This is a genomic window from Luteibacter sp. NPDC104163 (assembly GCF_055584245.1).
This window is the reverse complement of the sequence record NZ_JBVJMK010000008.1, coordinates 144,611-168,924: the sequence shown is the minus strand read 5'-3', so window position 1 is coordinate 168,924 and position 24,314 is coordinate 144,611. Positions and strand designations below refer to the sequence as shown.

23 protein-coding genes are annotated in these 24,314 nt (G+C 66.5%); 10 read left to right on the top strand and 13 right to left on the bottom strand.

Annotation, left to right across the window (positions count from 1 at the left end; all coding sequences use genetic code 11):
• Positions 1 to 8: 8 nt before the first annotated feature.
• The gene (locus ACZ6YI_RS12275) at positions 9 to 1,187 is read right to left on the bottom strand and encodes an efflux RND transporter periplasmic adaptor subunit (protein WP_465778910.1); all 1,179 of its coding nucleotides are present in this window, start codon (positions 1,185 to 1,187) and stop codon (positions 9 to 11) included.
• A 280-nt stretch (positions 1,188 to 1,467) separates the two neighbouring features.
• Between ACZ6YI_RS12275 and ACZ6YI_RS12270 the strand changes: the two genes are divergently transcribed.
• A complete protein-coding gene (locus ACZ6YI_RS12270; protein WP_465778909.1) occupies positions 1,468 to 2,367 on the top strand; it encodes a LysR family transcriptional regulator in 900 nt (299 codons plus the stop codon).
• Here the strand turns inward: ACZ6YI_RS12270 and ACZ6YI_RS12265 are convergent, their stop codons facing one another.
• From ACZ6YI_RS12265 to ACZ6YI_RS12225, 9 genes are all read right to left on the bottom strand, one after another.
• Positions 2,368 to 3,855: an MFS transporter gene (locus ACZ6YI_RS12265; protein WP_465778908.1), complete on the bottom strand. Its 1,488-nt coding sequence runs from the start codon at positions 3,853 to 3,855 to the stop codon at positions 2,368 to 2,370.
• A gap of 187 nt (positions 3,856 to 4,042) precedes the next feature.
• The gene (locus ACZ6YI_RS12260) at positions 4,043 to 4,504 is read right to left on the bottom strand and encodes a GFA family protein (protein ID WP_465778907.1); all 462 of its coding nucleotides are present in this window, start codon (positions 4,502 to 4,504) and stop codon (positions 4,043 to 4,045) included.
• Positions 4,497 to 5,897, bottom strand: coding sequence for a chloride channel protein (locus ACZ6YI_RS12255; RefSeq protein ID WP_465778906.1), 1,401 nt, complete (start codon positions 5,895 to 5,897; stop codon positions 4,497 to 4,499). Before ACZ6YI_RS12255 ends, ACZ6YI_RS12260 begins: the two co-directional genes overlap by 8 nt.
• Positions 5,898 to 5,957: 60 nt before the next feature.
• The gene (locus ACZ6YI_RS12250; RefSeq protein ID WP_465778905.1) at positions 5,958 to 6,725 is read right to left on the bottom strand and encodes an HvfC/BufC family peptide modification chaperone; all 768 of its coding nucleotides are present in this window, start codon (positions 6,723 to 6,725) and stop codon (positions 5,958 to 5,960) included.
• Positions 6,722 to 7,561: an MNIO family bufferin maturase gene (gene bufB, locus ACZ6YI_RS12245; RefSeq protein WP_465778904.1), complete on the bottom strand. Its 840-nt coding sequence runs from the start codon at positions 7,559 to 7,561 to the stop codon at positions 6,722 to 6,724. The genes ACZ6YI_RS12250 and bufB overlap by 4 nt, the downstream gene beginning before the upstream one ends.
• A 45-nt stretch (positions 7,562 to 7,606) precedes the next feature.
• Positions 7,607 to 7,876, bottom strand: coding sequence for a BufA2 family periplasmic bufferin-type metallophore (bufA2, locus tag ACZ6YI_RS12240; protein ID WP_440329457.1), 270 nt, complete (start codon positions 7,874 to 7,876; stop codon positions 7,607 to 7,609).
• 90 nt (positions 7,877 to 7,966) lie between these two features.
• On the bottom strand, positions 7,967 to 8,440 hold the full coding sequence (locus ACZ6YI_RS12235; protein WP_465778903.1) for a DoxX family protein: 474 nt from the start codon (positions 8,438 to 8,440) through the stop codon (positions 7,967 to 7,969).
• Positions 8,441 to 8,450: 10 nt separating this feature from the next.
• The gene (locus ACZ6YI_RS12230) at positions 8,451 to 9,194 is read right to left on the bottom strand and encodes an HvfC/BufC family peptide modification chaperone (protein WP_465778902.1); all 744 of its coding nucleotides are present in this window, start codon (positions 9,192 to 9,194) and stop codon (positions 8,451 to 8,453) included.
• Between the two features lie 8 nt (positions 9,195 to 9,202).
• On the bottom strand, positions 9,203 to 9,484 hold the full coding sequence (locus ACZ6YI_RS12225) for a BufA1 family periplasmic bufferin-type metallophore (RefSeq protein ID WP_440329463.1): 282 nt from the start codon (positions 9,482 to 9,484) through the stop codon (positions 9,203 to 9,205).
• Between the two features lie 253 nt (positions 9,485 to 9,737).
• On the opposite strand from ACZ6YI_RS12225, the gene ACZ6YI_RS12220 reads away from it, so the two are divergent.
• Together ACZ6YI_RS12220 and ACZ6YI_RS12215 are read left to right on the top strand one after the other, a co-directional pair.
• Positions 9,738 to 10,325: a sigma-70 family RNA polymerase sigma factor gene (locus tag ACZ6YI_RS12220; protein WP_465778901.1), complete on the top strand. Its 588-nt coding sequence runs from the start codon at positions 9,738 to 9,740 to the stop codon at positions 10,323 to 10,325.
• Positions 10,322 to 10,969, top strand: a complete 648-nt coding sequence (locus ACZ6YI_RS12215) for an NrsF family protein (protein WP_465778900.1) — start codon at positions 10,322 to 10,324, stop codon at positions 10,967 to 10,969. Before ACZ6YI_RS12220 ends, ACZ6YI_RS12215 begins: the two co-directional genes overlap by 4 nt.
• Before the next feature lie 110 nt (positions 10,970 to 11,079).
• Here ACZ6YI_RS12215 and ACZ6YI_RS12210 read toward each other — a convergent pair whose 3' ends face one another.
• Positions 11,080 to 12,507 (bottom strand): amidase, encoded by a 1,428-nt coding sequence (locus ACZ6YI_RS12210; RefSeq protein ID WP_465778899.1) that lies wholly within the window; start codon positions 12,505 to 12,507, stop codon positions 11,080 to 11,082.
• 181 nt (positions 12,508 to 12,688) lie between these two features.
• Between ACZ6YI_RS12210 and ACZ6YI_RS12205 the strand changes: the two genes are divergently transcribed.
• Positions 12,689 to 13,258: a TetR/AcrR family transcriptional regulator gene (locus ACZ6YI_RS12205; protein ID WP_465778898.1), complete on the top strand. Its 570-nt coding sequence runs from the start codon at positions 12,689 to 12,691 to the stop codon at positions 13,256 to 13,258.
• Here ACZ6YI_RS12205 and ACZ6YI_RS12200 read toward each other — a convergent pair.
• Positions 13,255 to 14,121 carry a LysR family transcriptional regulator gene (locus tag ACZ6YI_RS12200; RefSeq protein WP_465778897.1) on the bottom strand — a complete coding sequence of 289 codons (867 nt, stop codon included), beginning with the start codon at positions 14,119 to 14,121 and terminating at the stop codon, positions 13,255 to 13,257. The two genes, ACZ6YI_RS12205 and ACZ6YI_RS12200, sit on opposite strands and share 4 nt — an antisense overlap.
• Positions 14,122 to 14,218: 97 nt before the next feature.
• Here ACZ6YI_RS12200 and ACZ6YI_RS12195 point away from each other — a divergent pair, with 97 nt between their 5' ends.
• The 3 genes from ACZ6YI_RS12195 to ACZ6YI_RS12185 all read left to right on the top strand — a co-directional run bounded on the left by ACZ6YI_RS12195 (position 14,219) and on the right by ACZ6YI_RS12185 (position 17,698).
• The gene (locus ACZ6YI_RS12195; RefSeq protein WP_465778896.1) at positions 14,219 to 15,223 is read left to right on the top strand and encodes a zinc-dependent alcohol dehydrogenase family protein; all 1,005 of its coding nucleotides are present in this window, start codon (positions 14,219 to 14,221) and stop codon (positions 15,221 to 15,223) included.
• A gap of 105 nt (positions 15,224 to 15,328) precedes the next feature.
• The gene (locus ACZ6YI_RS12190; RefSeq protein WP_465778895.1) at positions 15,329 to 16,063 is read left to right on the top strand and encodes an SDR family oxidoreductase; all 735 of its coding nucleotides are present in this window, start codon (positions 15,329 to 15,331) and stop codon (positions 16,061 to 16,063) included.
• A 150-nt stretch (positions 16,064 to 16,213) separates the two neighbouring features.
• Positions 16,214 to 17,698 (top strand): hypothetical protein, encoded by a 1,485-nt coding sequence (locus ACZ6YI_RS12185; RefSeq protein ID WP_465778894.1) that lies wholly within the window; start codon positions 16,214 to 16,216, stop codon positions 17,696 to 17,698.
• Position 17,699: 1 nt separating this feature from the next.
• Here ACZ6YI_RS12185 and ACZ6YI_RS12180 read toward each other — a convergent pair whose 3' ends face one another.
• Positions 17,700 to 18,197 (bottom strand): OsmC family protein, encoded by a 498-nt coding sequence (locus ACZ6YI_RS12180; RefSeq protein WP_440329478.1) that lies wholly within the window; start codon positions 18,195 to 18,197, stop codon positions 17,700 to 17,702.
• Positions 18,198 to 18,453: 256 nt separating this feature from the next.
• On the opposite strand from ACZ6YI_RS12180, the gene ACZ6YI_RS12175 reads away from it, so the two are divergent.
• The 3 genes from ACZ6YI_RS12175 to ACZ6YI_RS12165 are packed head-to-tail and all read left to right on the top strand — an operon-like array spanning position 18,454 to position 24,306.
• Positions 18,454 to 19,602, top strand: coding sequence for an efflux RND transporter periplasmic adaptor subunit (locus ACZ6YI_RS12175; RefSeq protein WP_465778893.1), 1,149 nt, complete (start codon positions 18,454 to 18,456; stop codon positions 19,600 to 19,602).
• Between the two features lies 1 nt (position 19,603).
• Positions 19,604 to 22,804, top strand: a complete 3,201-nt coding sequence (locus tag ACZ6YI_RS12170) for an efflux RND transporter permease subunit (protein ID WP_465778892.1) — start codon at positions 19,604 to 19,606, stop codon at positions 22,802 to 22,804.
• Complete coding sequence (locus ACZ6YI_RS12165; protein ID WP_465778891.1) at positions 22,804 to 24,306, top strand: efflux transporter outer membrane subunit; 1,503 nt, start codon at positions 22,804 to 22,806, stop codon at positions 24,304 to 24,306. Before ACZ6YI_RS12170 ends, ACZ6YI_RS12165 begins: the two co-directional genes overlap by 1 nt.
• Positions 24,307 to 24,314: the final 8 nt, after the last annotated feature.

Here is a 24,314-nt window from a genome sequence, read left to right as displayed (position 1 = left end):
GGCTCCGGTCAGTCGGCAGCCTGGGCCGTCGCTAGTGCGGCGCCCATGTCGACGTTGGTGGGTTTGACGAGGTCGTTGGGTCGCGCGCGTTGCACGCCGTGCACCACGATGCGTTCACCGGACTTCAGGCCGGCGGTTACGACGCGAAGGCCGTCGTGCAGGTCGCCCAGCGCGACCTCGCGGTACTGCACCTTGTTGTCGGTGCCGACCACGAGGACGTACTTCTTCGACTGGTCCGTCCCGATGGCGCTATCGTCGATAAGAATCGCATCGTGCGGCGCACCGGCGCCGACCTTCAGCCGGGCATACAGGCCCGGGACGAGGGAGCCGTCCGTGTTATCGAAGCGGGCGCCGACGCGGATGGTGCCGGAGGTGGTATCGAGCTGGTTGTCGATCGAATCGATGACGCCGCGCTGCGAGTAGCCTTCTTCATTCGCCAGGCCGAGCGCGACGGGGATCTTCGCGCCATCGCGGCCGCGCAGGTTGCTGAGGTAGGTCTGCTCATCCACATCGAACGTCGCGTAGATGGGCGACACCGAGACGATGGTGGTGAGCACGGGGCCGCTGGCGCCGGCGTTCACCACGTTGCCCACGGTGAGCTCGGCGCGCGAGACGCGACCGGAAACCGGCGCGATGACCTGCGTGTACGACAGGTTGAGCTTCGCCGCCGCCAGTGCTGCGCGCGCCGCCTTCAGGTTCGCCTGTGCCTCACGGGCACCGTTGATCTTCTCGTCGTAGTCGCGGCGTGCGATCGCGTTCGTGCCGATGAGGCGTTCCGCGCGCGACGCGTCGGACGTGGCATAGCCGGAACGTGCTTCCGCGGCGGCCACCTGCGCGGCGGCGCGGTCGACTTCCGCCTGGTAGGGCTGCGGGTCGATGGTCAGCAGGACATCGCCCTTGCGCACCAGCGAGCCGTCGCGGAACTGCACGGCGACGATCTTCCCCGAGACCAGCGGGCGGATCTCGACACGGTCGATGGCCTGCAGGCGGCCGGAATAGCTCTGCCACTGCGTGATGGAACGGGAAAGAACGGTGCCGACGTCGACCTCGGCAGCCACCGGGGCGACCTGGGCATGGGCCTCGGCGATGGCGCCGGCGTGCCCGTCATAGGCGGCGATGCCGGCGGCGCCGGCCAGGATGAAGAGGGCGCCAAGCGCCACGGAAAGGCGTTTGCGAGAGGCGGTCATGGGGAGTACTCCAGGGCGTGTTTGGGAGAGGGAGAGCGGGTCATCGGTCATGAGGCTCTTGCCGCCGGAGGCTCCGGCATGGGGCTCATGACTCACGGTCGCTATCGTGGTCTCCGCCCCTGCGTCGATAAATCTGGCTATTGGCGTTTCTTTGTGGCGCCCTGGGCGACAATGCGGGCAGGGGACGGCGCAGCGCGTGGCGCGCTCGTTAGCCGGCGATCGGCGCGAATTGACGCCCAAACCGCCCAGGCGAATACTCTTTGGCGCCCAGGAGGACACAGTGAACGAACGCGCAGACGCCTCGGTACCGGAAATCGTCGCCTTCACCGCGGTCGCGGAGGCCGGGAGCTTCACTCGTGCGGCCGACAACCTCGGCACCAGCAAATCGAACATCGGCAAGGCGGTGCAGCGGCTCGAAGCGAGGCTGGGTACGCGCCTGTTCCAGCGCACCACGCGCGCGGTACGCCTCACGGAAGATGGCGAGATCTATCTCCAGGCATCGCGCGCCGCACTGGCGGGGCTTCGCGATGCCGAGCATGCCCTCGCCGCGCGCCGCGCCGAACCCATCGGCAAGGTGCGTGTCGATCTTCCCGCCGGCTTCGGTCGCCTGCTCCTGCCGACCCTTGCCGACCTGCGTCGCACCTTTCCCAAAGTGACGCTCGACCTGGCTTTCAATGACAAGCGCTCGGATCCCTTCGCGGAGGGCTGGGACGTGGTCGTGCGGATCGGTGAACTGCCTTCCGACAGCAACATGACCGTGCGCAAGCTTTGCGACACACGCTTTGGGCTGTACGCCTCTCCCGGTTACCTGGCATCGCGCGCGCCCATCACCTCGGTAGGCGATCTCGCCACGCAGGATGGCGCGGTATTCCGCGGCGGTAACGGCCAGCTTCGCCCGTGGTCCGTCCAGGATGGCTCCGTGGTCCGCGACATCGTGCCAACACCCGTGCTGGTCGTGGCCGACGGGCAGGCCCTGATCGAAGCCACCGCACTGGGCTTCGGCATCTCGCAGCTCATCGACAAGGTCGCGCATCCGCTGGTCGATAGCGGGAAGCTCGTCCATGTGCTTCCCGAAGCCGACATCCCGGGTCTGCCCGTACACGCCCTGATTCCCCTTGGCCACCGCATGCCCTCCCGCACCCGCGCCGTGGTCAACCAGATTGCCGAGTTCTTTCGCTGATCAGGCTTCGGCGGTCTCTGGTTGCGTGCCCTCGCTTGCACGGCCAAGGAAGACGATCGCCGTCATCGCCACGAGCACGGTGATCGCCGTGAGTATGTGTAGCAGCGAGCGGAAAGCTTCCACATAGCCTGCAAGCAGCGACGGTCCATCGAGCGCGGGAACGGCCTGAGCCGCCCTGGCCATGTCGCCTGTGGTCAGGTGTTGCGCGGCTTCGGACGTGGCCGCTTCCTGGCCGGGCAGAAGATACAGCAGGTTCGAGCCAACCAGCGCCGCAAGCATCGCGACCGCCACCGCGAGGATGATGCCTTCGCCTGCAACACGCGCCGTGTTGAAGATGCCGGCCGCCATGCCTGCGCGCTCCTTCGGTACGACGCTCACCGACAAGCCGTCCATCAGGCCCCAGGGCATGCCGGCGCCGATGCCTGTGAGCACCAACGGTGCAACAAGGTGTAACAGCGGCTGGCCTGGCTCGTAGAAGCTCAGCCAGTGCAGGCCCGCGGCAGCGACGAAGAAGCCGATGCCGGAGAGTGTTCCCGCCGAGATCCAGCGGGTCGCGGTCGCCACCAGGATGGGTACGACGAGCAACGGAGCGGAAAGCGCCACCATCACCACGCCGGCGCGGATCTCGCTCATGCCCTCGATGCCGATGAAGCGAAGCGGGAGCATCACCACCAGTGCGATGTAGCAGAAGCATGTGCCGATGGGGAGCAACTGCACCCCCACGAAGCGCGGCATCCTGAAGAGGCTCAGGTCGAGCATGGGCCGCGCGACACGGTTCTCCACGACGATAAAGGCCGCGAGCGCCACGGCCGAGCCGAGAAGCAGTGCGATAACGACGGCACTGTCCCAACCGAGGCTCGGCGCCTCGATGATCGCCGTGGTGAAAAGCACCAGCATGGCGGTGAATGTGAAGGCACCCGGCTTGTCGAGACCGGCCGCATGGGGATCGCGGGTTTCGCGCATACGGGGTACCCCGAACACCACGGCCAGCGTGCCGAGGATCGCGGTCAGCGCGAACACCGCACGCCAGCCGAAGCCGGAGATCAGCGCGCCGGCGATCAGCGGACCGAACGCGAGGCCAAGCCCGAAGGTCGTTCCAAGCACGCTGAAGGCACGCGCGCGGGCATGCCCCTCGAACTCCTGGGCCAGCGCGGCACTACCACCCGCGAGGGCACCTGCCGCGGCGACGCCCTGGACGGCACGCAGGATGTCGATCCACATCACGCTGGACGCAAAAGCCAGCGCCAGTGACATCACGCTATAGACCGAGATGCCCGCGGCAAACACCTTCCTGCGGCCAAACTGGTCAGCCATGGCCCCCGCCACCATCAGAAGGCTGCCGAAGCTGAGCATGAAGGCGTTGGTGATCCAGGTGAGGCCCGCGGCACTTCCGCCAAGCTCCCTGCCGATGGCCGGCGTAGCGACGGCACCGCCGGTGAAACTAAGGGGAAGGACGAGCGCGGAGAGGCAGATGGCGACGAGGATCACCAGGCTCACTCCGTGCCGCGTGGGATGGTCATGATCGGAGTGACGGGTGGTCACAGGCTGTGTCCGCTAACGAGGGCTACGGACTATCGGCCATGTTGGTGGAAGCAACAACACCGCTTCTGGCGATTCAGTGTCGCCGGCGGCACGACAAAGGCCTCGTGCTCAGGTCGCGAATCTTAGCGGTCCGCTACAACCCCAGAACGCGGAAGAGCTCCGCAGCCGGCGCAGCACCGCTCCAGTTCGGAACTCCTTCCGGAATCTCTAGCCACCCCTGCTTTCTCGCCGTCCAGATGTGCGCCACGCAATCGAGCTCATGGCTCTGGTCGAAGGTTCCGGCGCGGATGGCGACGACGCCGGGCCGCGCGGAGTTCGTGTTGAACACGCGGGTGTGGCACGTCGGGCAGATGCGCTGGTAAGAAATCTTGCCTTCGGAGCCGGGCAGCTCGAACAGCGCGAGATCGCCAGTAACGGTGAACGTATCCCCCGGGACCAGACACTGTTGGCTGAAAGCACTACCGGTCCAGGTCTGGCAATCAAGGCAGTGGCAGGCGTACGTCGACGGCAAGGTGTTGCGGGAGAGCGCGTAGCGCACGCTTCCGCAGCGGCAGCCTCCGGCAATGACGTCCAACGAGGGTGGCGTTTCAGTCATTACGGATAGCTCCGTTCTGCTGGAGGTCCTGGTCGCCAGTCGCGCCAGGCTCGCCTTGCCCAGCGACATCCCGCTTGCTCGCCTCATGCGCATCGATAAGCGCATTGGCCAGCGCCTTGTACACCGGCACCGGGCAAAGCACGCTCGACACCGCGCGGGCGAGAAGGCACGCCGCAAGGATGGGCAAGGCCATCGCGTGGTTCGCGGTCAGCTCGAGCGAAATAACCGATGCGGTCAACGGTGCCTGTGTCACGCCCGAGAGGTACGCCGCCATGCCCAGCAGAACCACGGCCTGCGCATTGGCCCCCGGCAGCAGGTGCGCGACGTTTTCACCCAATCCGGCACCCACCGCGAGCGCGGGGGAGAAGATGCCGCCGGGGATACCTGCCCAACTGGATGCGATGTTGCCGAGGAACTTCAGCACGCCAAACAGCGGGCCCGTATCGGAGTGTCCCTGCAGGATCGCCTGCGCCTGGGCATACCCCGTGCCGTACAGCCCATTGGCGCTCATCAGGCTGAGCAGGACCAGGGCGAGGCCACACGCAGCGGCAAACACGACCGGCTGGCGCCCGCGCAGGCGGCCCATCACGCCGCGAAAGCCCCTCGCGGACGGGATGATCAGGCGCGCGAACAAGCCGCCGGCAAGCCCGCCGACCACACCCGTGAGCAACACGGCGAGCCAGGCGCGGCCGAGCGGCAGATCGGCCGCGATGATGCCGAAGTACGAGTAATTGCCAAGGATGCCTAGCGACACGACACCGGCGATGATGACGGCGGTGAGCAGCGTACCGCTCATGCGATGCTCGAACGTGCCGGACATCTCTTCGATCGCGAAGACCACGCCAGCCAGCGGTGTATTGAACGCGGCGGCGAGGCCGGCCGCGGAGCCGGCAAGGATGAAGCGCCCGGCCGAGGTGGGGTCATCGAAGCCGAAGCGCCGCCCAAGTGAATAAAGCAGTCCGGCGCCCACATGCACGGTCGGACCCTCGCGGCCCACCGATGCACCGCCGAGAAGCGCGGCCAGCGTGAGGCCCATCTTGCCGACGGCGACGCGGAGGGCGAGGAGACGTTCGCGAAACGGATCCTCCTCGACCTTGAGCGCGGCGATCGCCTGGGGAATACCCGAGCCACGCGTCGCCTTCAGCGCGCCCTGGGTGAGCCAGCTCAGCAATGCAAACGTCGCCGGTGTCAGCAGGAACGGCACCCACCAGCCATGCGAGGCCATTGCGCGGAACCCCGCGAATGCCCAGTCGGCGGCCTGTGCGAAAAGCACGGCCGCAAGGCCCACGATGACCGCGCCGGTCCAGAACAACACCCTGCGCCGCCACTGGTCGGGCGAGAGGAAACCATGGGAGGACAGACTCGAAAATCGCGCCCGCAGGCGGTCTGGCATGGGCATCGGGAGCCATCGGGAAGCAAACGGATAGTCCCCATGATAACCCCCGGAGGATATTCAGCGGGTCAACACCGGTTCCCGGCCATCGGAAACGTCGGCTATATCGCTCACGAGCCCGTCGTCGAACCACGCACGCAGCAGCTGGCCCGCGCGCATGGTCACGTCGGTCTCGGAATCGATGGCCGCCAGCTGCGCACAGAGTTCGCCAAACGTGGAACCCGACATCGCAGACATCAGGCACGCCGCTTCCCACGGCGCCATGCTGGTGAAGCGTGGCGTGAGGTCCGCGCGCCACACGCGCACGGCGACCGGTTCGGGCAGGACCACCGCCTCAGGTGGCGCCGACGCGGCGTTCATCGCCGCCCACAGCGCAGGCGCGTTGGAACGCATGGATCGGACGCAAAGCGACGGGATGAAGCGGAAGATGGCTTGATCCCAATGCGCGACCGTGACGTCGCGCAATGCGACGGGCGCCACGTCGGCGCCGTAGAAAGCATCCCTCAGCGCGCCATCGAGCCATGCGATCTCGTCGCCTGGATCGGACGGCGAGAGCTCACCAGCCAGGAATGCAGGAAAGTCCGCACCGTAGCGATTGAGGCTCCAGTCGCCAGACGGGTGCTCTTCGATATACGCATTCGCGTAATCAGCGAATCGTTCCACCCCGAACCAGCGCTCCGTGCGTTCGTAGGTCTCGCGTAACGCCTCCACCAGCTGGCCACGGACGTTGTTCGCGTAAACACGCAGCCCCGCCGAGGCGACGGATGCCTCTGGCGCATACTCAAGCAGCGCACCAAGCAACTGCCTTTGCATGCCGGCGAGATTCATGCTGCCGCCGCCACCGATGTCGCGGCGACGGCACGTGCCTGCCCAAGTTCATCGAGCAGTTCCTGGAACGGCGGGATGTGGTCATCACGCTCGATCATCGTGGCCACCGGACCCAGCCGGGCGGTAAAGCGGGCATAGAGATCCCACACCGAGGCGGGCACCGGCGCGTCGTGGGTATCCACCAACAGGTCGCGGCCCTGGCTGTGGCCGGCGAGATGGATCTGCCGGACGCGCTCCAGCGGGATCTGGTCCAGCCACTCATCGAGTCGCCGCGCGTGGTTCGTTGCGCTGACCACGATGTTGTTCACATCCAGCAGCAGGTAGCAGCCCGTGCGTTCGCACAGCGCGGCAAGGAACGCCGCCTCGGACATCGCGGCTGGAAATTCGATGTATGTCGATGGATTCTCGAGGACCAGCGGGCGGCCCAGCACATCCTGCGCGACCATTACATTGCGGCTCACCACGTCGAGCGCTTCCTCGTTATACGGCAGCGGCAGCAGGTCGTGAGTCTGGATGCCGTCGACGCCTGTCCAGCAGACATGGTCGGACACCCACAGCGGATCGAAGCGATCGGCAAGCCGGCGGAGCTGGCGCAGGTAGTCCATGTCCAGGCCATCGACCGCGCCGATGTTCATGGAGACGCCATGCAGCGCGAGCGGATACAGCGAGCGGACCTGCTCCAGCACATGCAGCGGCCGGCCACCATCCACCATGAAGTTCTCGGAGATCACTTCGACGAAATCGAGCGGCTGGCGCGTCTCCAGCACGTCCTGGTAGTGCGGTACTCGCAGGCTCAGGCCGAAGCCGGCGAACGGGGGAAGTGTGGCTGTGCTCATCGTGCTCTCCCGGATGCCCGGCCGCGGTGCGGCCGGGAGATGTCATCAGGCGGCCGGCGCGGTGGTGCTGCCACCCTGGGCCTTGCACTCCTGCACCGAGACGGCCTTGAAGCCCTGGCCCTTGCAGTCGTTCTGGCCCTTGCACTGGTGGTTGCCCGACTTACAGTCCGACGTGCCCTTGCAGGTGTTGATGCCGTAGCAGTGGACGGTCTTGCCCGCGGCCTGGTCGGCGGCCTGCGCCGGCGCCACGATGGCGGCGGTCGAGACGGCGAACAGGGCGGCTGCGGCGGCGATGCTGTGCGTGGCGTTTTGCATGGCGTGACTCCGTTAGAGGTGGGATGCCGAAGTGGCAAGAATCAGTTCGGCGAGAAACGTGGATCGGTTACAGCGCGATGCCGATGGATGTCAGCGGATCCGGAGCACGTGGTCGAGCGACCAGCGGCCGCCGCCACGGGCGATGAGGTAGAGCAGGATCGCGGCCCACGACAGGTGGGTCGGCCATGCGTCGGGGTACACGAAGATTTCGATGATCATGGTCATGCCGAGGAGCACCGTGGCCGAAAGCCGCGTGCACAGGCCGAGCACGAGCAGCATCGGCACGAAGGTCTCCACGTAAGCGGAGAGATGCGCGGCGATCTCCGGCGGTACCAGCGGCAGCTTGTATTCCGTGCGGAAGAGCTCGTACGTGCCCTCGGTGATCGTCAGGAAGCCCTCGACCTTGGTACGGCCCGACTGGAAAAAGATGGCCGCGATGGATACGCGGCTCACCAGGGCGAGGAAGCTATGCCCAATCAACGTCTCCATGCGGGTGGCGACGTGGTTCCAGGCTTCTTTCGGCGAACGCGGCCTGGTTGTGACACTAGTGGGAAGAGATGCCATGAGGGCTCCTTCAGGCGACAACGAGTGCGCCTGCCATGAGTAGTTGTGCGAACACGTGATCGGCACGCGCCGTGGGATGCAGGGATGTGACCTGCTCGATGCACGCGACGAGTGATCCACCCTCGCGGCACGCTTCAAGGAACGTAAGTACGGCGAGGTCTGTCGATTCGAGCTGCACGGTGTGCGCGGGGCGCGTCACCAGGATGGCCTGAGGCTGCCATGCGAGGTCACCGCGGACGGCTTCGCCAGCGCGGCTGGCCTGCCAGATCGACAGCGCGGGTAACCGTGACTCGAGTGTCTGCGTCGCCGGGTGAGGGCGGACGGCCATGCCAGCGAGCGCATCCGGTGCCAGGGAGCGAACGGTCATGGCGCTCAACGGCTCGCATTCACCCGCGAAGTAACTCTCCGTCCACAACCGATCGAGGCGAGCGACGTCGGCGAGGTACGGCAGTTCGCATGCGCTCGGCATATCGGCAAGGAAGCGCGGGAAACACGAGCCGTACAACGCGAGCCTGGCGTCACGCGCCGGATAGGCGTGGGCGTAAGCCGCCGCCGCGGAACGAAACCACGCCGCGCCGGTCAGGCAGGCCACGGCGGGAAAGTTCGCCTCGAGCGCATCGATCGCGGCCCGCAGCATCGTATGGCGGTGGATCGAAAAGCCTGCGTGCCGGTCAACGCGCACGGCAGGCTCTTCGGCCAGCAGGCCAGCCTGGAACTCGCGCTGGAGCTCGGCGAGGGACGATGCGGGCCGCATGGCGATGCTCAGCCGACCTTGGTCAGCGAGCCATGGCCGTTCGGCGTCTGGATCGCGGTGCAGGTGCCGGCCGGGACGTTCTTCCACGCATTCTTCTGGTAGTCGGCCTTGGCGGTGCCGGCGCAGGTGGTACCCGGGCCCGCGGCGCAATCGTTCTGGCCGGCCTTGGCGACACCCCAGCACTTCTCGACGGCCGGCTTGGCGGCGGCCTTCTGCTCATCGGCATGTGCGGCACCGGCAACAAGGGCGGCGACGGAGAAGGCGAGCGATGCGACGTAACGTGGGGACATGGGTGGCTCCAGGGTTGCCTGGCCAACAGGGCCGGCTTCACAAGGAGGTTCGTGGGCGTTCGGCCGCCGGTTACAGCCTTCGCGGAAAAAACTCGTCGCGTCGTCGTGTAACCGTATCGCCGCCGCCAGCGAACTACGCGACATGGATGCCGTGACCTTTCCCTCGCTAGCCTATCCCCGTTCGCGGGGGCGCGCCCGCTGGTCTACACTCCAGGGCGCCCTGGCCCGAGCGGAGCCGAAAGCCCTGGAGAGCATGGCCATCACCGAAGACGTGACGCGCAGGCAGGTGGTCGATGCCCAGGCGGCGGTCGAGCGCGAGCTCAGGCGCCAGTTCGTCCTTGGGCTGGGTGGCGATGCGGGCGCGTACCGCGCTTTCCTCGACGAGCTGGCCTCGCATCTCCGCGCTTACCTGCGCCGCCGGTTGCCGCGGGCGCTCGAGGATGTGGAAGACATCCTCCAGGAAACCCTGCTCGCCGTGCACAACGCGCGGCATACGTACCGCGCGGGTGAACCGCTCACCGCATGGGTGCACGCCATCACGCGCTACAAGCTCATGGATTTCTTCCGTTCGCATGCGCGGCGCGAGGCGTTGCACGATCCCATCGGCGACGACGACCTGTTCGTCGCGTCGGATGCGGAGCCCGTGGATGCACGGCGCGACGTGGGACAATTGCTGGAGACGCTACCGGATCGACACCGCTTGCCTATCCAGCTGGTCAAATTGCAGGGCCTGTCCATCGCCGAGGCGGCCGCGTGCTGCGGCTTGTCAGAGTCTGCCGTGAAGGTCGGCATCCACCGGGGTCTCAAGGCGCTGGCCGCGCGTATCCGGGGTGGCGCATGAAGACCGACGACTTCATCGATTTCCTCGCTCGCGAGCCTTCGCCCCCGCCCGGGCGGCAGATCGCGCGTCGCCGCTTCTCGCTCGGGATCCTTGCCGGCATGGGTACGTCGTCGCTGCTGATGGCGGCCCTGCTCGGCTTGCGGCCCGACCTGGCGCAGGTGATCCATGACCCGATGTTCTGGGTGCGCATGGCCTTCCCGATCGCGATCGGTGTCGCAGCGCTGGTGGTCACCGTGCGCCTGTCGCGGCCCGGTGTTCGCGTGGGTGCGGGCGGCTGGGCGAGTGTCGCCTTGCCGGTCATCGTTGCGTGGGCACTGGCGGCCATCGTGCTTGCTGGCGCGCCGGAGGGCCAGCGCGGTGCGCTCATGCTGGGGCATACGTGGAAGGTATGCTCGACGCTGATTGCGCTGCTTTCGCTGCCTTCGATCGTGGCCGTCTTCTGGGCGGTGCGCGGCATGGGGCCCGTGCGTCTGCGGCTTGCAGGCGCCGCGGCGGGCTTGCTGGCTGGCGCCATGGCGGCGACGAGCTATTGCCTGCACTGCCCGGAGATGGCGCCGCCGTTCTGGGCGCTGTGGTACCTGCTCGGCATGGTGGTCGCTGGCGCGCTGGGTGCGCTGGCGGGGCCGCGCTGGCTGCGGTGGTAGCGCGCGGCTAGCCCACCAACGCTAGCACGTCGTCCACGAACGCGCGCGGGGAGACTGGTCAGTCGGCGGGGGCGCGATACAGCACGCCCCCGCCGGTCAGTACGGCGAGGTCAGGCGGCGACCGCTTTGGCCGGCAGTGCCGGGTGCAGGTGGCGCACCGGGCTCATGCTTTCGAGCAAGGCGCCCAAGTGCAGCACGGTGGACTCGGCCAGCCACGGGGCGACGAGCTGGACACCGATGGGCATGCCCTCGGCACTGGTACCGAAGCGCAGTGTGAGGCCAGGCAGGCCGGTCACGCTCAGAGGGGCGGTGGCATCCATCACGTGCAGCGACGATACCGTCTGGCCGTTGATGACGAACTCCGTGGCGTCATGGCCATGGCTGGCCACGGGCGTCACCGGGCAGAGCAGGGCGTCGTAGCGCTGGAAGTACTGGGCGAAGCCATCACGCATCTGTTCGATCTGCTGCTCGGCGATGACGAAATCCTCGATTGACGTATCCGGCGTATCGAACACCGCCTGGACGTGCTTGAAGATGAGCTCTTCGTGGCCCGCAGTTGCCTTGCGGAACGCTGGCTTCGTTTCCATCGCCTGGATCTTCCATAGCACCTCGAGCGCGTTGATCTCCTCCAGCACGGGGATGCGCACGGGCTCCACGGTGATACCGGCTGTTCGCAGCGCATCGGCCGCGGCGTGCACAGTCTTCGCGACATCATCGGCCACGAGGCCAAAGCCGGGTTCGACCAGCCAGCCGACGCGCAAGGGGCGCCCCAGCATGGCGCTGACGCCGCTATCGACCGCGAGCGGGCTGGTGGAATAGCCGTCGGCTCCATCCGGACCGGCTAGCAGCGAATAGGCGAGGGCCACGTCGCGCACCGAGCGGGCGATGGGGCCGGCGTGCCAGAAGCGACGCGGTACCCGCGGCCAGATGCCGGTCATGGGGATACGGCCGTGCGTAGCCTTGAAGCCCACGACGCCGGTGAGCGCGGCGGGGCCACGGACTGAGATGGCGACGTCGGTGGCGAGGCCCAGCGGCGACATGCCCGCGGCGATAGCCGCCGATTCACCGCCACTGGAGCCGCCCGGCGAACGATCGGGGTTCCATGGGTTCAGGGTGCGGCCAGAGAGCAGGTTTTCACTCTCGATCCAGAACGAGAACTCGGGGAGGTTCGTCTTGGCGAGCAGGATGCCGCCAGCCTTCTTGAAGCGAGCGACGCCGGTGGCATCGGTGTCCGGGATGCGGCCCTTGAAGATCGGTGAGCCCAGCTGTGTCAGCACGCCTGCGGTGTCGTACGAATCCTTGGCGGTGAAGGGAACGCCGTGCAGCGGTGCCAGTTCGTGGCCCGCCATGACGACGGCTTCGGCGCGCTTAGCGGCCTTCAGGGCGTCGTCGGAGACGGCGACGATGGCGTTGATGCCAGGGTTGGTCGCCTCGATGCGGTCGAGGTGCGCCTGCATCACCTCGACGGGTGATACCTCTTTGGTGCGGATCAGCTCGGCCAGCCTGGTGGCGTCCTGGAAATAGAGTTCGGTAGCCATGGGTCTCTCGTGGGTAGGGTTGGGGTTGCGACAAAAGTGAGGCAGTGCGCACCTACCTAACGTTTGTTAGGTAAGACGATACGCGCCATAATGCACGCCCGTCAACGACTTCTTTGACGGCTTTTGCGAGAATGTGTTTCGCCGCACTCACCGGTACCGTTGCAAGCGAGGTAAGGTCTTCGTGGAAACCCCAGCAGGAAAGAACTCCAGGGACACGATCCTTGAGGCCGCCACGCGCATGGCCCAGGCTCACGGGTACGGCGGCCTCAACCTGCGAACACTCGCCGACCAGGTCGGCATCAAGGCGGCGAGCCTCTACCACCACTTCCCGAGCAAGGCTGACCTCGCCACCGCGGTCGCCCGCCGCTACTGGGAAGATGCCGCCGCCGGCCTCGAAGCGATCGCGGCGAAGGCAGGCGACCCGGCGGAGCGCCTGCGTAAGTTTCCCGGCACGTTCCGGCTGGCACTCGAGAACGACAACCGCATGTGCATGTGCAGTTACATGACGGCCGAATCGGACGACCTACCTGATATCGTCAAGGTGGAGATCGAGCGGTTCAATGAAGTGAACATCGCCTGGTTGGCGAAGACGCTGGTCGAGACGGGCGTGCCCACCCGCGACGCACGCAAGCGAGCGCATGCCATCTTCGCTGCCGTGGCCGGTGCGCAGCTGATGGCGCGTGGTCGCGGCGACGTGAAGGTTTACGACGCACTCGTCCGCGCCTACCAGGCGTCGGGGCTGCTTCCCTAGTAAGACCTGAGAGAGTTGCCCGGCCCCACGAACGCAAGCACCTCGTCCACGAACGCGCGTAGCCGTGGCAGATGGCGCAGGTCGCGGTGGTATCCAAGCCATACATCGCGGCCGGGCGCAGGCTCACCCAGGTCGACGCGCTCGATGCCTGGCGTTGCGTCGCCCAGCGGACACGGCAGCACGGCGATCCCCATGCCCAACGCACACGCGCGTGCCTGGGCTTCGCGACTGTTACTGCGGAAGGCGACCCTGGCCTCGGGCAGGCGCTCCCTTAGCCACGCGACGTCAGGCATGCCGCCGAACGCCGTATCCATCGTGACCACACGCTCCAGGCTGTCGGTACCGACAGCGCGGTAAGCGGCATACGGCATCGCCATCAATTTCCGCTGCGCGATATCAGGCTCTTCGAACGGCGTGATGCGAAACACGAGGTCGGCTTCGCGCCGCGCGAGGCTGAGCAGCCGCGCATCGGTGATGAGCTCAACGATGACGGCAGGGTGTCGTGCGGCCAGTGCGGCAATGGCGCGAGTGAGCACATGCGCGCCGAACCAGTCGGACGACGACACGCGCAATACGCCTTCGAGTTCGCCCGCCTGGCCGCTCGCCGCGCGCGCGATGCCCAGGGCCTCGGCCTCCATGCGTTCCGCATGGGCCAGTACGGCCGCACCTTCGTCGGTCAGGACGAAGCCATCGCTGGTCCGCTGGAACAAGGCCGTACCAAGCGCCTCCTCGAGGGTGCGGATCCGCCGCCCCATCGTGGGCTGGGTCTGGCCGAGGTCACGCGCCGCGGCACCGAGGGTGCCCCCACGGGCCACGGCGAGGAAAATCTTCAGGTCGCTCCATTCCATGGCCGTATCATGCATTTATGCATGCCTATCGTGCAATTCCGGGCGTTCTCATGCAGCAGGGCATGGCCTACCTTATTCCCGTCGGCGACACTGTCGCCCCCGGAGCACTGCCATGACCACCGCTTCCACCATGAAAGCCCTGCGCCTCGACGCCGCCGGCCAGCCGCTGACCCTGGCCACTGTCGAGCGTCCCGTTGCCGGCCCGGGCCAGGTGCTCGTCCGCGTCGCGGCGGCCGGGCTTAACCCGCTCGACGCCAAGATCCGCGCCGGGCAGGGCGGGCATGCCCGCCAGCCGGCGCCGGCGATCCTCGGCATCGACATGGCCGGGCATGTGGAGGCGGTCGGTACGGGCGTCGAGGACTTCATGGTCGGCGATGCGGTCTACGGGATGACCGGCGGCGTGGCCGGGGTGCAGGGCGCGTTCGCCCAGTTCGCCGCGGTCGATGCCCGCCTTCTCGCCCATGCGCCGGCGTCCATGCCGCTGAGCGAAGCCGCCGCGTTGCCTCTCGTGTTCATCACGGCATGGGAAGGCCTGGTGGACCGCGCGAAGGTCCAGGCCGGCCAGTCTGTGCTCGTCATCGCTGGCGCGGGTGGCGTTGGGAGCATGGCGGTGCAGCTCGCCGTTTCCCGTGGCGCCCGCGTCTTCGCGACGGGCAGCGTTGGGCAGAAGACCATCATCGAAGAGCTCGGCGCCACCTGGATCGATCGTGACACCGATATCCAGGCGGCTGTCGATACCCACACCGGCGGCGAAGGCTTCGACATCGTCTACGACACACTTGGCGGAGCGACCCTCGACGCCGCATTCGTCGCCGCGCGTCGCTACAGCGGCCATGTCGTCAGCAGCCTAGGCTGGGGCACGCATGCCCTCGCGCCGCTGTCGTTCCGTGCCGCCACGTACTCCGGTGTCTTCACCCTGATGCCACTCCTGACCGGCAAGGGCCGCGAGCACCACGGCGAGATCATGGCCGAGGCCACGTGGCTTGCCGATGCCGGCAAGCTGCGGCCGGTGCTGTCGACGCAGCGGTTCGTGTTGGCCGACGGGAATGCCGCGCTCGACCTGGTCGAAAGCGGGCGTGCGGGTGGCAAGGTCGTGGTCGAGATTCCCGCGGGCTAAGGCGGCAAATCATCCTGGCCTCCCCGGTTGTTTCGGTCGACGGCTGCCCTCAGGTGAATCAGGTAACCCAACCCATGCCCCCTCAATCGCAGGAGTTCCACGGCAATGAATGATTCCCAGAAGGTTGCACTTGTAACGGGCGCGACCCGCGGCATTGGATTTGAAACGGTCAAGCAGCTCGCCGAAACCGGCATCCGCACCCTGCTCGCCGGCCGCGATGAAGCGCGCACGAAGGAAGCCGCGAAGAAGCTGAGCGACGCCGGCCTTCCGGTCGATCCGATCGTCCTCGACGTGACCGACCCCGGCTCGATCGTTGCCGCCGTCAAGCACGTCACCGACAAGTACGGCCGCCTCGATATCCTGGTGAACAACGCCGGCATCCTGCTCGATGCGCTGGACAAGAAGCCCTCCGAGCAGTCGCTCCAGGTGTGGCGCGATACCTTCGACACGAACGTGTTCGCCGTCGTTGAAGTGACCAAGGCGTTCCTGCCGCTGATCAAGGCCTCGCCGGCCGGCCGCATCGTCAACGTCTCCAGCCAGCTGGGTTCGTTCGGCCTGCACATCGATCCGAACTCGTCGATCTACGGCTTCAAGATCCCCGCGTACAACGTGTCGAAGAGCGCCGTGAACGGCTGGACCGTGCACCTCGCGTACGAACTGAAGGACACGCCCGTGAAGGTCAACGCCATCCACCCGGGTTACGTGCAGACCGATATGAACGGTGGTCATGGCGAAATCGATGTGCCGACCGGCGCGAAGTCCAGCGTGCAGATGGCGACGCTCGATGCCAATGGCCCGACCGGTACGTTCACGTACCTCGGCAAGGAACTGCCCTGGTAAGTCATCACGCGCCGGGAACATGATTCCGACGCGCTTTTGAACCGATGCGCGAACGCGGCAAGCTGCGCTCGCGCATCGGCTTTTGATCCCCGCCCACCTCTAACATCGAACGGCAGCGCCATCCCCCTCTCCCCCCAGTGAGGCGCCACGATGAAAGAGGACGACCCCTCCCGGCCGCGTCGCGATTTCCTGCGACAGAGCCTTGCCGCCGCAGGCGGCATCGGCCTGGCCAGCACCAGCGGCCTTTCCTGGCTCCTTGGCGACACGGCGCATGCGGCGGATGTCCCGCCCGCGACCAACGTGATCACCCGTGCGCGCCGCGAACTCATCATGTTCCATGGCCAGTCGAACGCCGTGGGGACGGGCGGGCAACCGGCGCTGACGTTGCAGGAGATCTACGCCAACGTGACCTTCAACGGCGGCGTTCGCCCCGGCGTGAATCCCGCCGCCATGGCCAGCCTGGCACCGCTCGTGGAATACAACGGCGGCAGCGGCACCGGTGGCGAGGTCGGCACCAACGCCTGCGCCGATGGCCTCGTCGAATACACGCAGGCGCTCGCGGGCATTCCGTTCGCCGCACAGTTCAGCCGCTACAGCGCCTTCACCAGCGCTGAGGGTGGCCGGCCGATCGGCTACTTCGCCAGCTTCCTGCAGGACACCAACCTCAGTGGCTACCAGGGCTGGAAGAACAGCCAGGTGCGTTTGCAGTCGATGATCGCGCTGATGCGCGCCGAGGCTACCGCCAGTGCGGGCAACTTCAGCTGGCTGGCGACCACCTGGCAGCAGGGCGAAGCGGATTCCACCGGCCTCACCGAAACGCGTGCTTCCTATAAATCCAAGCTCACCGCCCTTGAGCGCGCACACTGGCTGAAGCTGTGCCAGGTGCTGATCCCGGAGCAGGCATGGCGCCCGCTCTGGCTCGTGGCGCAGGTGTGCAGCCACAACAGTTACGGCGCCACCAACATCGCGTTCTGCAATCCGTTCATCGCGCTGGCGCAGCGGGATGCCTGCCTCGCCAGTGCCTACATGCGCATGGTGAACCCGCAGTACATGTTCGATTACTTCGACGAATCGGCGCAGGGCCATCCCACCCTGCACCTCAACAACGAGAGCCACCGCTGGCAGGGCCGCTACTTCGCTCGCGCGATCTACCAGCTGATCCAGGATCGACAGGCCGGCCTGCCGATGCGCAACCCGGCGCTCGACATGCTCTCCGCGACTATCATCGGGACACGCACGATCTATGTGCGCTTCAACGTGCCTTCCGGCTTCCTGATGCTCGATACATCGTGGGTGGCGGCGACAAGGAATTACGGCTTCGACATCCGCGACGCGAAGAATGCCCTCGTCCCGGCCAGCCTGACCGACAACAACCTCATCATCGATGTCGCGGTGATCACCGCGGATACCGTGCGGATCACGCTCAAGGTGGGCCTCCCCGCGACGGCGGCGAAGGTCAGCCTTGGCTGGGGCGACCCCGCTGAGCCGCCTTCGATCGCGGGGCGCATCGGCGGCCCACGCAGCAACGTCCGCGACACGGCAGGTGACTTTGACCTGTACACGGCAAGCGACGGCACGCTACGCCCGATGCACAACTACGCCCTCGTGGGGGACGTACCCCTGACGATCGCCTGACTCAGCCCGTCAGTTCGAACTCGTCACAGGCTCGCTCCATGGCCGGCTCGTGCATGCAATCGCGCGGCTTCTCGTGGGCACGGCCAGGCGGGGCCATGACGCGCGCGCTCGTGATATCCGCGCCGGTCATGAGCGACCTGCCTACCGGGCACCGATCGGCGATCTCCATGAGACGGGTGACCTGCTCCGCGGTCAGGTCGCCTTCCATGTAGATCTGCCGGTCGAAATGGTCGCGCCCCGTGGAGGCGTCGCGGCTATGCCCCACCGCGATCTGCACCTTCGTCAGCGGCAAGGACTTGCGACGGGCATACATCTGCATGGTCATCGCCGTGCACGCGCCAAGCGCGCCGCCCAGCAGTTCGTACGGCGTCGGCCCCGTGGCCTGCCCACCCAGCTCGACCGGTTCGTCGGCATAGAAGGTGGGGCCCTGCGCGGAGATGGCCACCTGGTACCCGACGGTGCCTGTGGTTTCAACGATGACCGGCTTTGAATCACCCATGGCATGCATTCCCGGACGAGCGTCAGACGCAATTCGCATAGTGTCTTGCGGCCGCGCCGCACGATCAAGCGAACTTAGGAGCAAAACGCCACGACTTGAAACGAATGACCCCAGCCACCGGGTCGCCTATAAACCCCCGATGTTCGACCTTGCTTTAGCGTCCAAATAGCAGCAGGCCGGTTCTATTCGGGCTGGGCCCCTCGGCCGACACTCGGCCCGAGCCATTCGCTCGCCCGATCCGGTTGGGGACACCGCCATGCACGTCGTTCGACGCCCTTCTTACGCGCTCGTCGTGGTCTTGTTGCCACTCGTATTCGCCCTTGCCGCGTGCGGAAAACACACCGGGGACGCCGCGGCCCCACCGGCTGAAGTCGATGTCGCCCAGGTGGTAAGCAAGCCGGTGACCGAATGGCAGACCTATTCCGGCCGGCTGCAGGCGATCGAGCGCGTGGATGTGCGCGCGCAGGTCCCCGGCACCATCGTCAAGGTGTATTTCAAGGACGGGCAGATGGTGAAGAAGGGCGACCCGCTCTTCCTCATCGACCCGCGCCCCTACGAGGCCGCGGTGAATCGTGCCAACGCCCAGGTCGCCGCGGCGAAGGCACGGGCCGCGTTCACCACGGCGGACTACGCGCGGGCGCAGAAGCTGCAGGCGGGTAACGCCATTTCCAAACGCGATTTCGACGATCGCTTCAACGCATCGCTGACCGCGACAGCCGACGTCAAGGCCGCGGAAGCCGCGCTGGTGGAAGCGAAGGTGAACCTCGATTACACCGCGATCAACGCACCGGTCGACGGCAAGGTGTCGCGCGCGGAGCGCACCGTTGGCAATATCGTGGCGGCAGGTTACAGCTCGCCCTCGCTGACCACGCTGGTTTCCATTTCCCCGATCTACGCCGACTTCGATGTCGATGAGCAGACCTACCTGCAGTACCTGAGCCAGGTCGGCCAGCGCGACGTCCCGGTACACCTCGGCCTGGCCACGGATACCGGCACCCCACGCACAGGCAAGGTCGCCTCCGTGGATAACCAGCTCAACAACAATACGGGCACGATCCGCGTCCGCGCGAGCTTCGACAATCCCGATGGGGCAATGGTCCCGGGGCTCTTCGCACGCGTTTCGGTGGGGGCGGGCTCGCCGCACCAGGCCATCCTTATCGACGACCGCGCCATCTCCACGGACCAGGCCAAGAAGTTTGTGCTCGTGGTGGATGAGCAGAGCAAGGCGCAATACCGCGCCATCACGCTCGGTAACCTGATCGACGGCCTGCGTATCGTCGATGGCGGGTTGAAGCCTGGCGAAAGGATCATCGTCAACGGCTTCCAGCGCGTTCACCCCGGCGACACCATCAAGGCGAAGAGCGTGCCCATGACGGGCGAGAACGACACGATGGCGACGCGCTGACATGAATATCTCCCGCTTCTTCATCGACCGGCCGATCTTCGCGTGGGTCCTCTCCACGCTGATCCTGCTTGCCGGCGTCATCGCCCTCTTCGCGCTGCCGATCTCGGAGTATCCCGAGGTCGTGCCGCCGTCCGTGGTCGTCAACGCTTCCTATCCGGGCGCGAATCCCAAGGTGCTGGCCGACACCGTCGCCGCGCCGCTGGAGGAGCAGATCAACGGCGTGGAAGGCATGCTCTACATGCAGTCCCAGGCGAGCGCGGACGGCAACATGGCCCTCACCGTCACCTTCCGCCTCGGCACCGATCCTGACAAGGCCCAGCAGCTGGTGCAGAACCGCGTGGCGCAGGCGCTGCCGCGCCTGCCGCCCGATGTGCAGTTGCTCGGCGTGACGACGATCAAGTCATCCCCGACCCTGACGATGGCCGTCCATCTCATCGCGCCAGATGGCCGCTACGACCAGACCTACCTGCGTAACTATGCCCTTATCAACATCAAGGAGCGCCTTGAGCGAATCAACGGCATCGGCCAGGTGGTGATCAAGGGCGCGGGCGATTACGCGATGCGCGTCTGGCTCGATCCGCAGAAGCTGGCGGAGCGCAATCTCACCGCGAGCGACGTGGTCGCGGCGATCCGCGAGCAGAACGTGCAGGTCGCCGCGGGTCTGATCGGCGGGTCGCCGATGGACGGCCCGGTGCCCCTGCAGCTCAGCATCAATGCGAAGGGCCGCCTGCAGACCGAAGACGAATTCCGCGACATCGTGCTGAAAGCCGAGGGCAGGGCGCTGATCCACCTGCGTGATGTGGCCCGCGTCGAACTGGGCGCGGCCGAGTTTGGGTCGCGCGCATTGCTCGATAACAAGGAGGCGGCCGCGCTGTGGATCTTCCAGTTGCCAGGCGCGAACTCGTTGCAGGTCTCGCACGACGTGCGCGAGGCGATGAAGGACCTGAAGCTGGATATGCCTCCGGGCATCGAATACAGCATCGTTTACGACCCGACGACGTTCGTACGGGCGAGCATCGAGGCGGTCATCCACACGCTGATCGAGGCCGTGATCCTCGTCGTCCTCGTGGTCATCCTGTTCCTGCAGACCTGGCGAGCATCGCTGATTCCCCTGCTCGCCGTGCCGGTTTCGATCGTCGGCACCTTCTCGCTACTGCTGCTTCTTGGCTATTCCATCAACGTGCTGTCGTTGTTCGGCATGGTGCTCGCCATCGGCATTGTCGTGGACGATGCGATCGTGGTGGTCGAGAACGTCGAGCGAAACATCGAGTCGGGGCTATCGGCGCGCGACGCGACCTACCAGGCGATGCAGGAGGTCAGCGGCCCCATCATCGCCATCGCCCTGACCCTGGTCGCGGTGTTCGTCCCGCTGGCCTTCATGTCCGGCCTCACGGGTCAGTTCTACAAGCAGTTCGCGATGACCATCGCGATCTCCACGGTCATCTCGGCCTTCAATTCACTGACCTTCTCGCCGGCCATGGCCGCGCTGCTGCTGAAGGGCAGGGATGAGCCGAAGGATTGGCTGTCGCGCGGGATGGACCGGGTGCTTGGCTGTTTCTTCGGCGCCTTCAATCGTGTGTTCCAGCGCGGCTCGGATCATTACGGCCGTGGCGTCGCCGGAGTGATCCGGCACAAGGGCGTCATGGTGGTCATCTACCTGGTCCTGCTCGGCGCAGCGGCCTTCATGGGTCACGTCGTACCGGGCGGATTCGTGCCCGCGCAGGACAAGGAATACGTTGTCGCGATCGCGCAGCTGCCCAACGGTGCCTCGCTGGATCGCGCGGACGCCATCACCCGAGAGATGGGACGCATCGGCCTGGCACAGCCTGGTGTCGAGCACGCCGTGCAACACCCTGGTCTCTCGATCAACGGCTTCGTGAATTCATCGAGCGCGGCCATCACCTTCCTCAAGCTCACGCCCGCGGCGGACCGCCACGGCGCGGATGAGTCTGCCGGTGCCATCGCGATGGCACTGAACAAGAAGTACGCCGCGATCAAGGGCGCCTTCATCGCCGTATTCCCGCCACCGCCCGTGCTCGGCCTGGGTACGCTGGGTGGCTTCAAGTTCCAGATCGAGGATCGCGGCGCGCAGGGTTACACGGCGTTGAACGAGGTGACCAAGGCCTTCCTCGCGAAAGCCGCGAAGACCCCGGAACTCGGGCCTGCCTTCAGTAACTACCAGATCGACGTGCCGCAGCTGAAGGTCGACCTCGACCGCGACAACGCCAAGCAGCTCGGCGTCGCGGTGACCGATGTGTTCAACACCATGCAGGTGTTCCTCGGCTCGCAGTACGTCAACGACTTCAACCGCTTTGGCCGCGTGTACCAGGTGCGCGTGCAGGCTGACGCGCCGTTCCGCGCGCATCCCGAGGATATCGGGCAGCTGAAGACGCGCAACACCGCGGGCGAGATGATCCCGCTCTCATCGCTGGTGAAGGTCTCCACCACCTTCGGCCCTGAGTCTGTCGTGCGCTACAACGGCTACCTCGCGGCGGACATCAACGGTGGCCCGGCGCCGGGCTATTCCTCTGGCGAAGCTCAGGCCGCGGTGGAACGCGTCGCCGCGGAGACCCTGCCGCGTGGCTTCAAGCTTGAGTGGACCGACCTCACGTACCAGCAGATCATCGCCGGCAACACGGCGGTGATCGTCTTCCCGGTGAGCATCCTGCTGGTATTCCTCACGCTGGCGGCGCTGTACGAGAGCCTGACGCTGCCGCTCGCGGTGATCCTTATCGTGCCGATGAGCCTGCTCTGCGCGCTGACTGGTGTGTGGCTGGATAACGGCGACAACAACATCTTTACCCAGGTGGGCCTGATGGTGCTGGTCGGCCTTGCCTCGAAGAACGCGATCCTGATCGTGGAGTTCGCGCGTGAACTGGAAATACAGGGCCGCAGCATCGTCGATGCGGCGATCGAGGCTAGCCGCCTGCGTCTGCGCCCGATCCTGATGACCTCGATCGCCTTCATCATGGGTGTCGTACCGCTCGTGCTCTCGCACGGCGCGGGCGCGGAGACGCGGCATGCCATGGGTGTCGCGGTGTTCTTCGGCATGCTTGGCGTCACCCTTTTCGGACTGCTGCTGACGCCCGTGTTCTACGTGCTCATGCGCCTGCTGGCCGGCGCGCATCGGCTGGAGGACAAGCACGGCCGCAACGGCAGGGTCATCGGCATCGAGGACGCCATTCCGGAGAGGGCAGGCTGATGCGCACCACGGCACGGATCCTCACCACGGCCATGGCCTGCGGGCTGTCGGCCTGTTCGCTGGCGCCGAAGTACCAGGCGCCGGATGTCAAGCCGCCAGCGTCGTACAAGGAGTCCCTGGGCGCCGAGGCACAGGGCACCTGGCAACCGGCGTTGCCTGCCGAGGACGCCGCGCGCGGCGCATGGTGGAAGGTGTTCGGCGAGCCGCAGCTGGATGACCTGGAAGAGCAGGCAATGGCGTCGAACCCGAGCCTGGCCGCCGCCGCCGCCCGCGTGCAGCAAGCGCGCGGTGCCGAGCGTGCGACGGGTGCCGAGCGCTTCCCGGATATCACCGCGGGCTTCGGCCCGACCCGGCAGCAGAATGCGCCGCAGTCACTGGGCGTGCCGGATACCGGCGTGCGCCCGGATGCGCAGACCGTCTGGCGGGCGCAGGCCAATATCTCCTATGAGCTTGACCTCTTCGGCCGCGTCGCCTCGAACGTGGCTGCCGCGAAGGCGGATAGCCAGGAGGCGCAGGCGCTGTATCGGTCGGTGCAGCTCATGCTGCAGGCCGACGTGGCGCAGACGTACTTCCGGCTACGCGAACTCGATGCCGAACTCGTCGTCTACGACCGTGCGATCGTGCTGCGCCAGGAGACGCTCACCTTCGTGTCCAACCGCCTGGAAGCCGGCGAAGTCACCGACCTCGACAAGGCGCAGGCGGAAGCCGAGCTGGCCTCCGCGCGCTCCGACGCCATGTCGGCCCGCCGTGCGCGCGCCGCCTCAGAGCATGCGCTTGCCGTCTTGCTCGGCAAGGCGCCGGCGGATTTCACCTTCGCGGCGGCGCCCCTGTCGCCGGTCGAACTGAACATCCCTGCCGGCCTGCCCTCCACCCTGCTGGAACGCCGGCCCGATATCGCCGCGGCCGAACGCGCGATGGCCGCCACCAACGCCCGCGTGGGCGTCGCGAAGGCGGCGTACTTCCCGTCGATCATCCTGACCGGTACGGGCGGGTATGAAGCGAAGAGCCTGGGCGACGTCTTCAAGTGGTCCAGCCGCACGTTCCTGCTCGGTCCGCTCGTCGGCACCGTGGCCAGCCTCCCGCTGTTCGATGGCGGGATCCGCAAGGGCAACCTCGAACAGGCGCGGGCGCGCTACGAGGAGAGCGTGGCGCAGTACCGTGGCCAGGTGCTCGTCGGTTTCCGCGAGGTCGAGGACAGCCTTTCCACCCTCCGTATCCTGCGCGAACAGACGGCCGTGCAGGGCGTGGCGGTGAGCGCATCGACGCGTGCCTTCGGCCTGTCGAAAGCGCAATATGAGGACGGATCGGTGGCCTACCTCAACATCCTCGACGCGGAGCGTGTGGTGCTCTCCGCCAGGCTCAACGAGGTACGCCTGCGTGGCGAGCAAGCGGGCGCCACGGTGGACCTGATCCGGGCGCTGGGTGGTGGCTGGGCGCAGGAACCTGCGGCCGGTGCGGCGACGCCCCTGGCCATGGACAACACCAACCCGCCTCCACACTGATCGAGGGC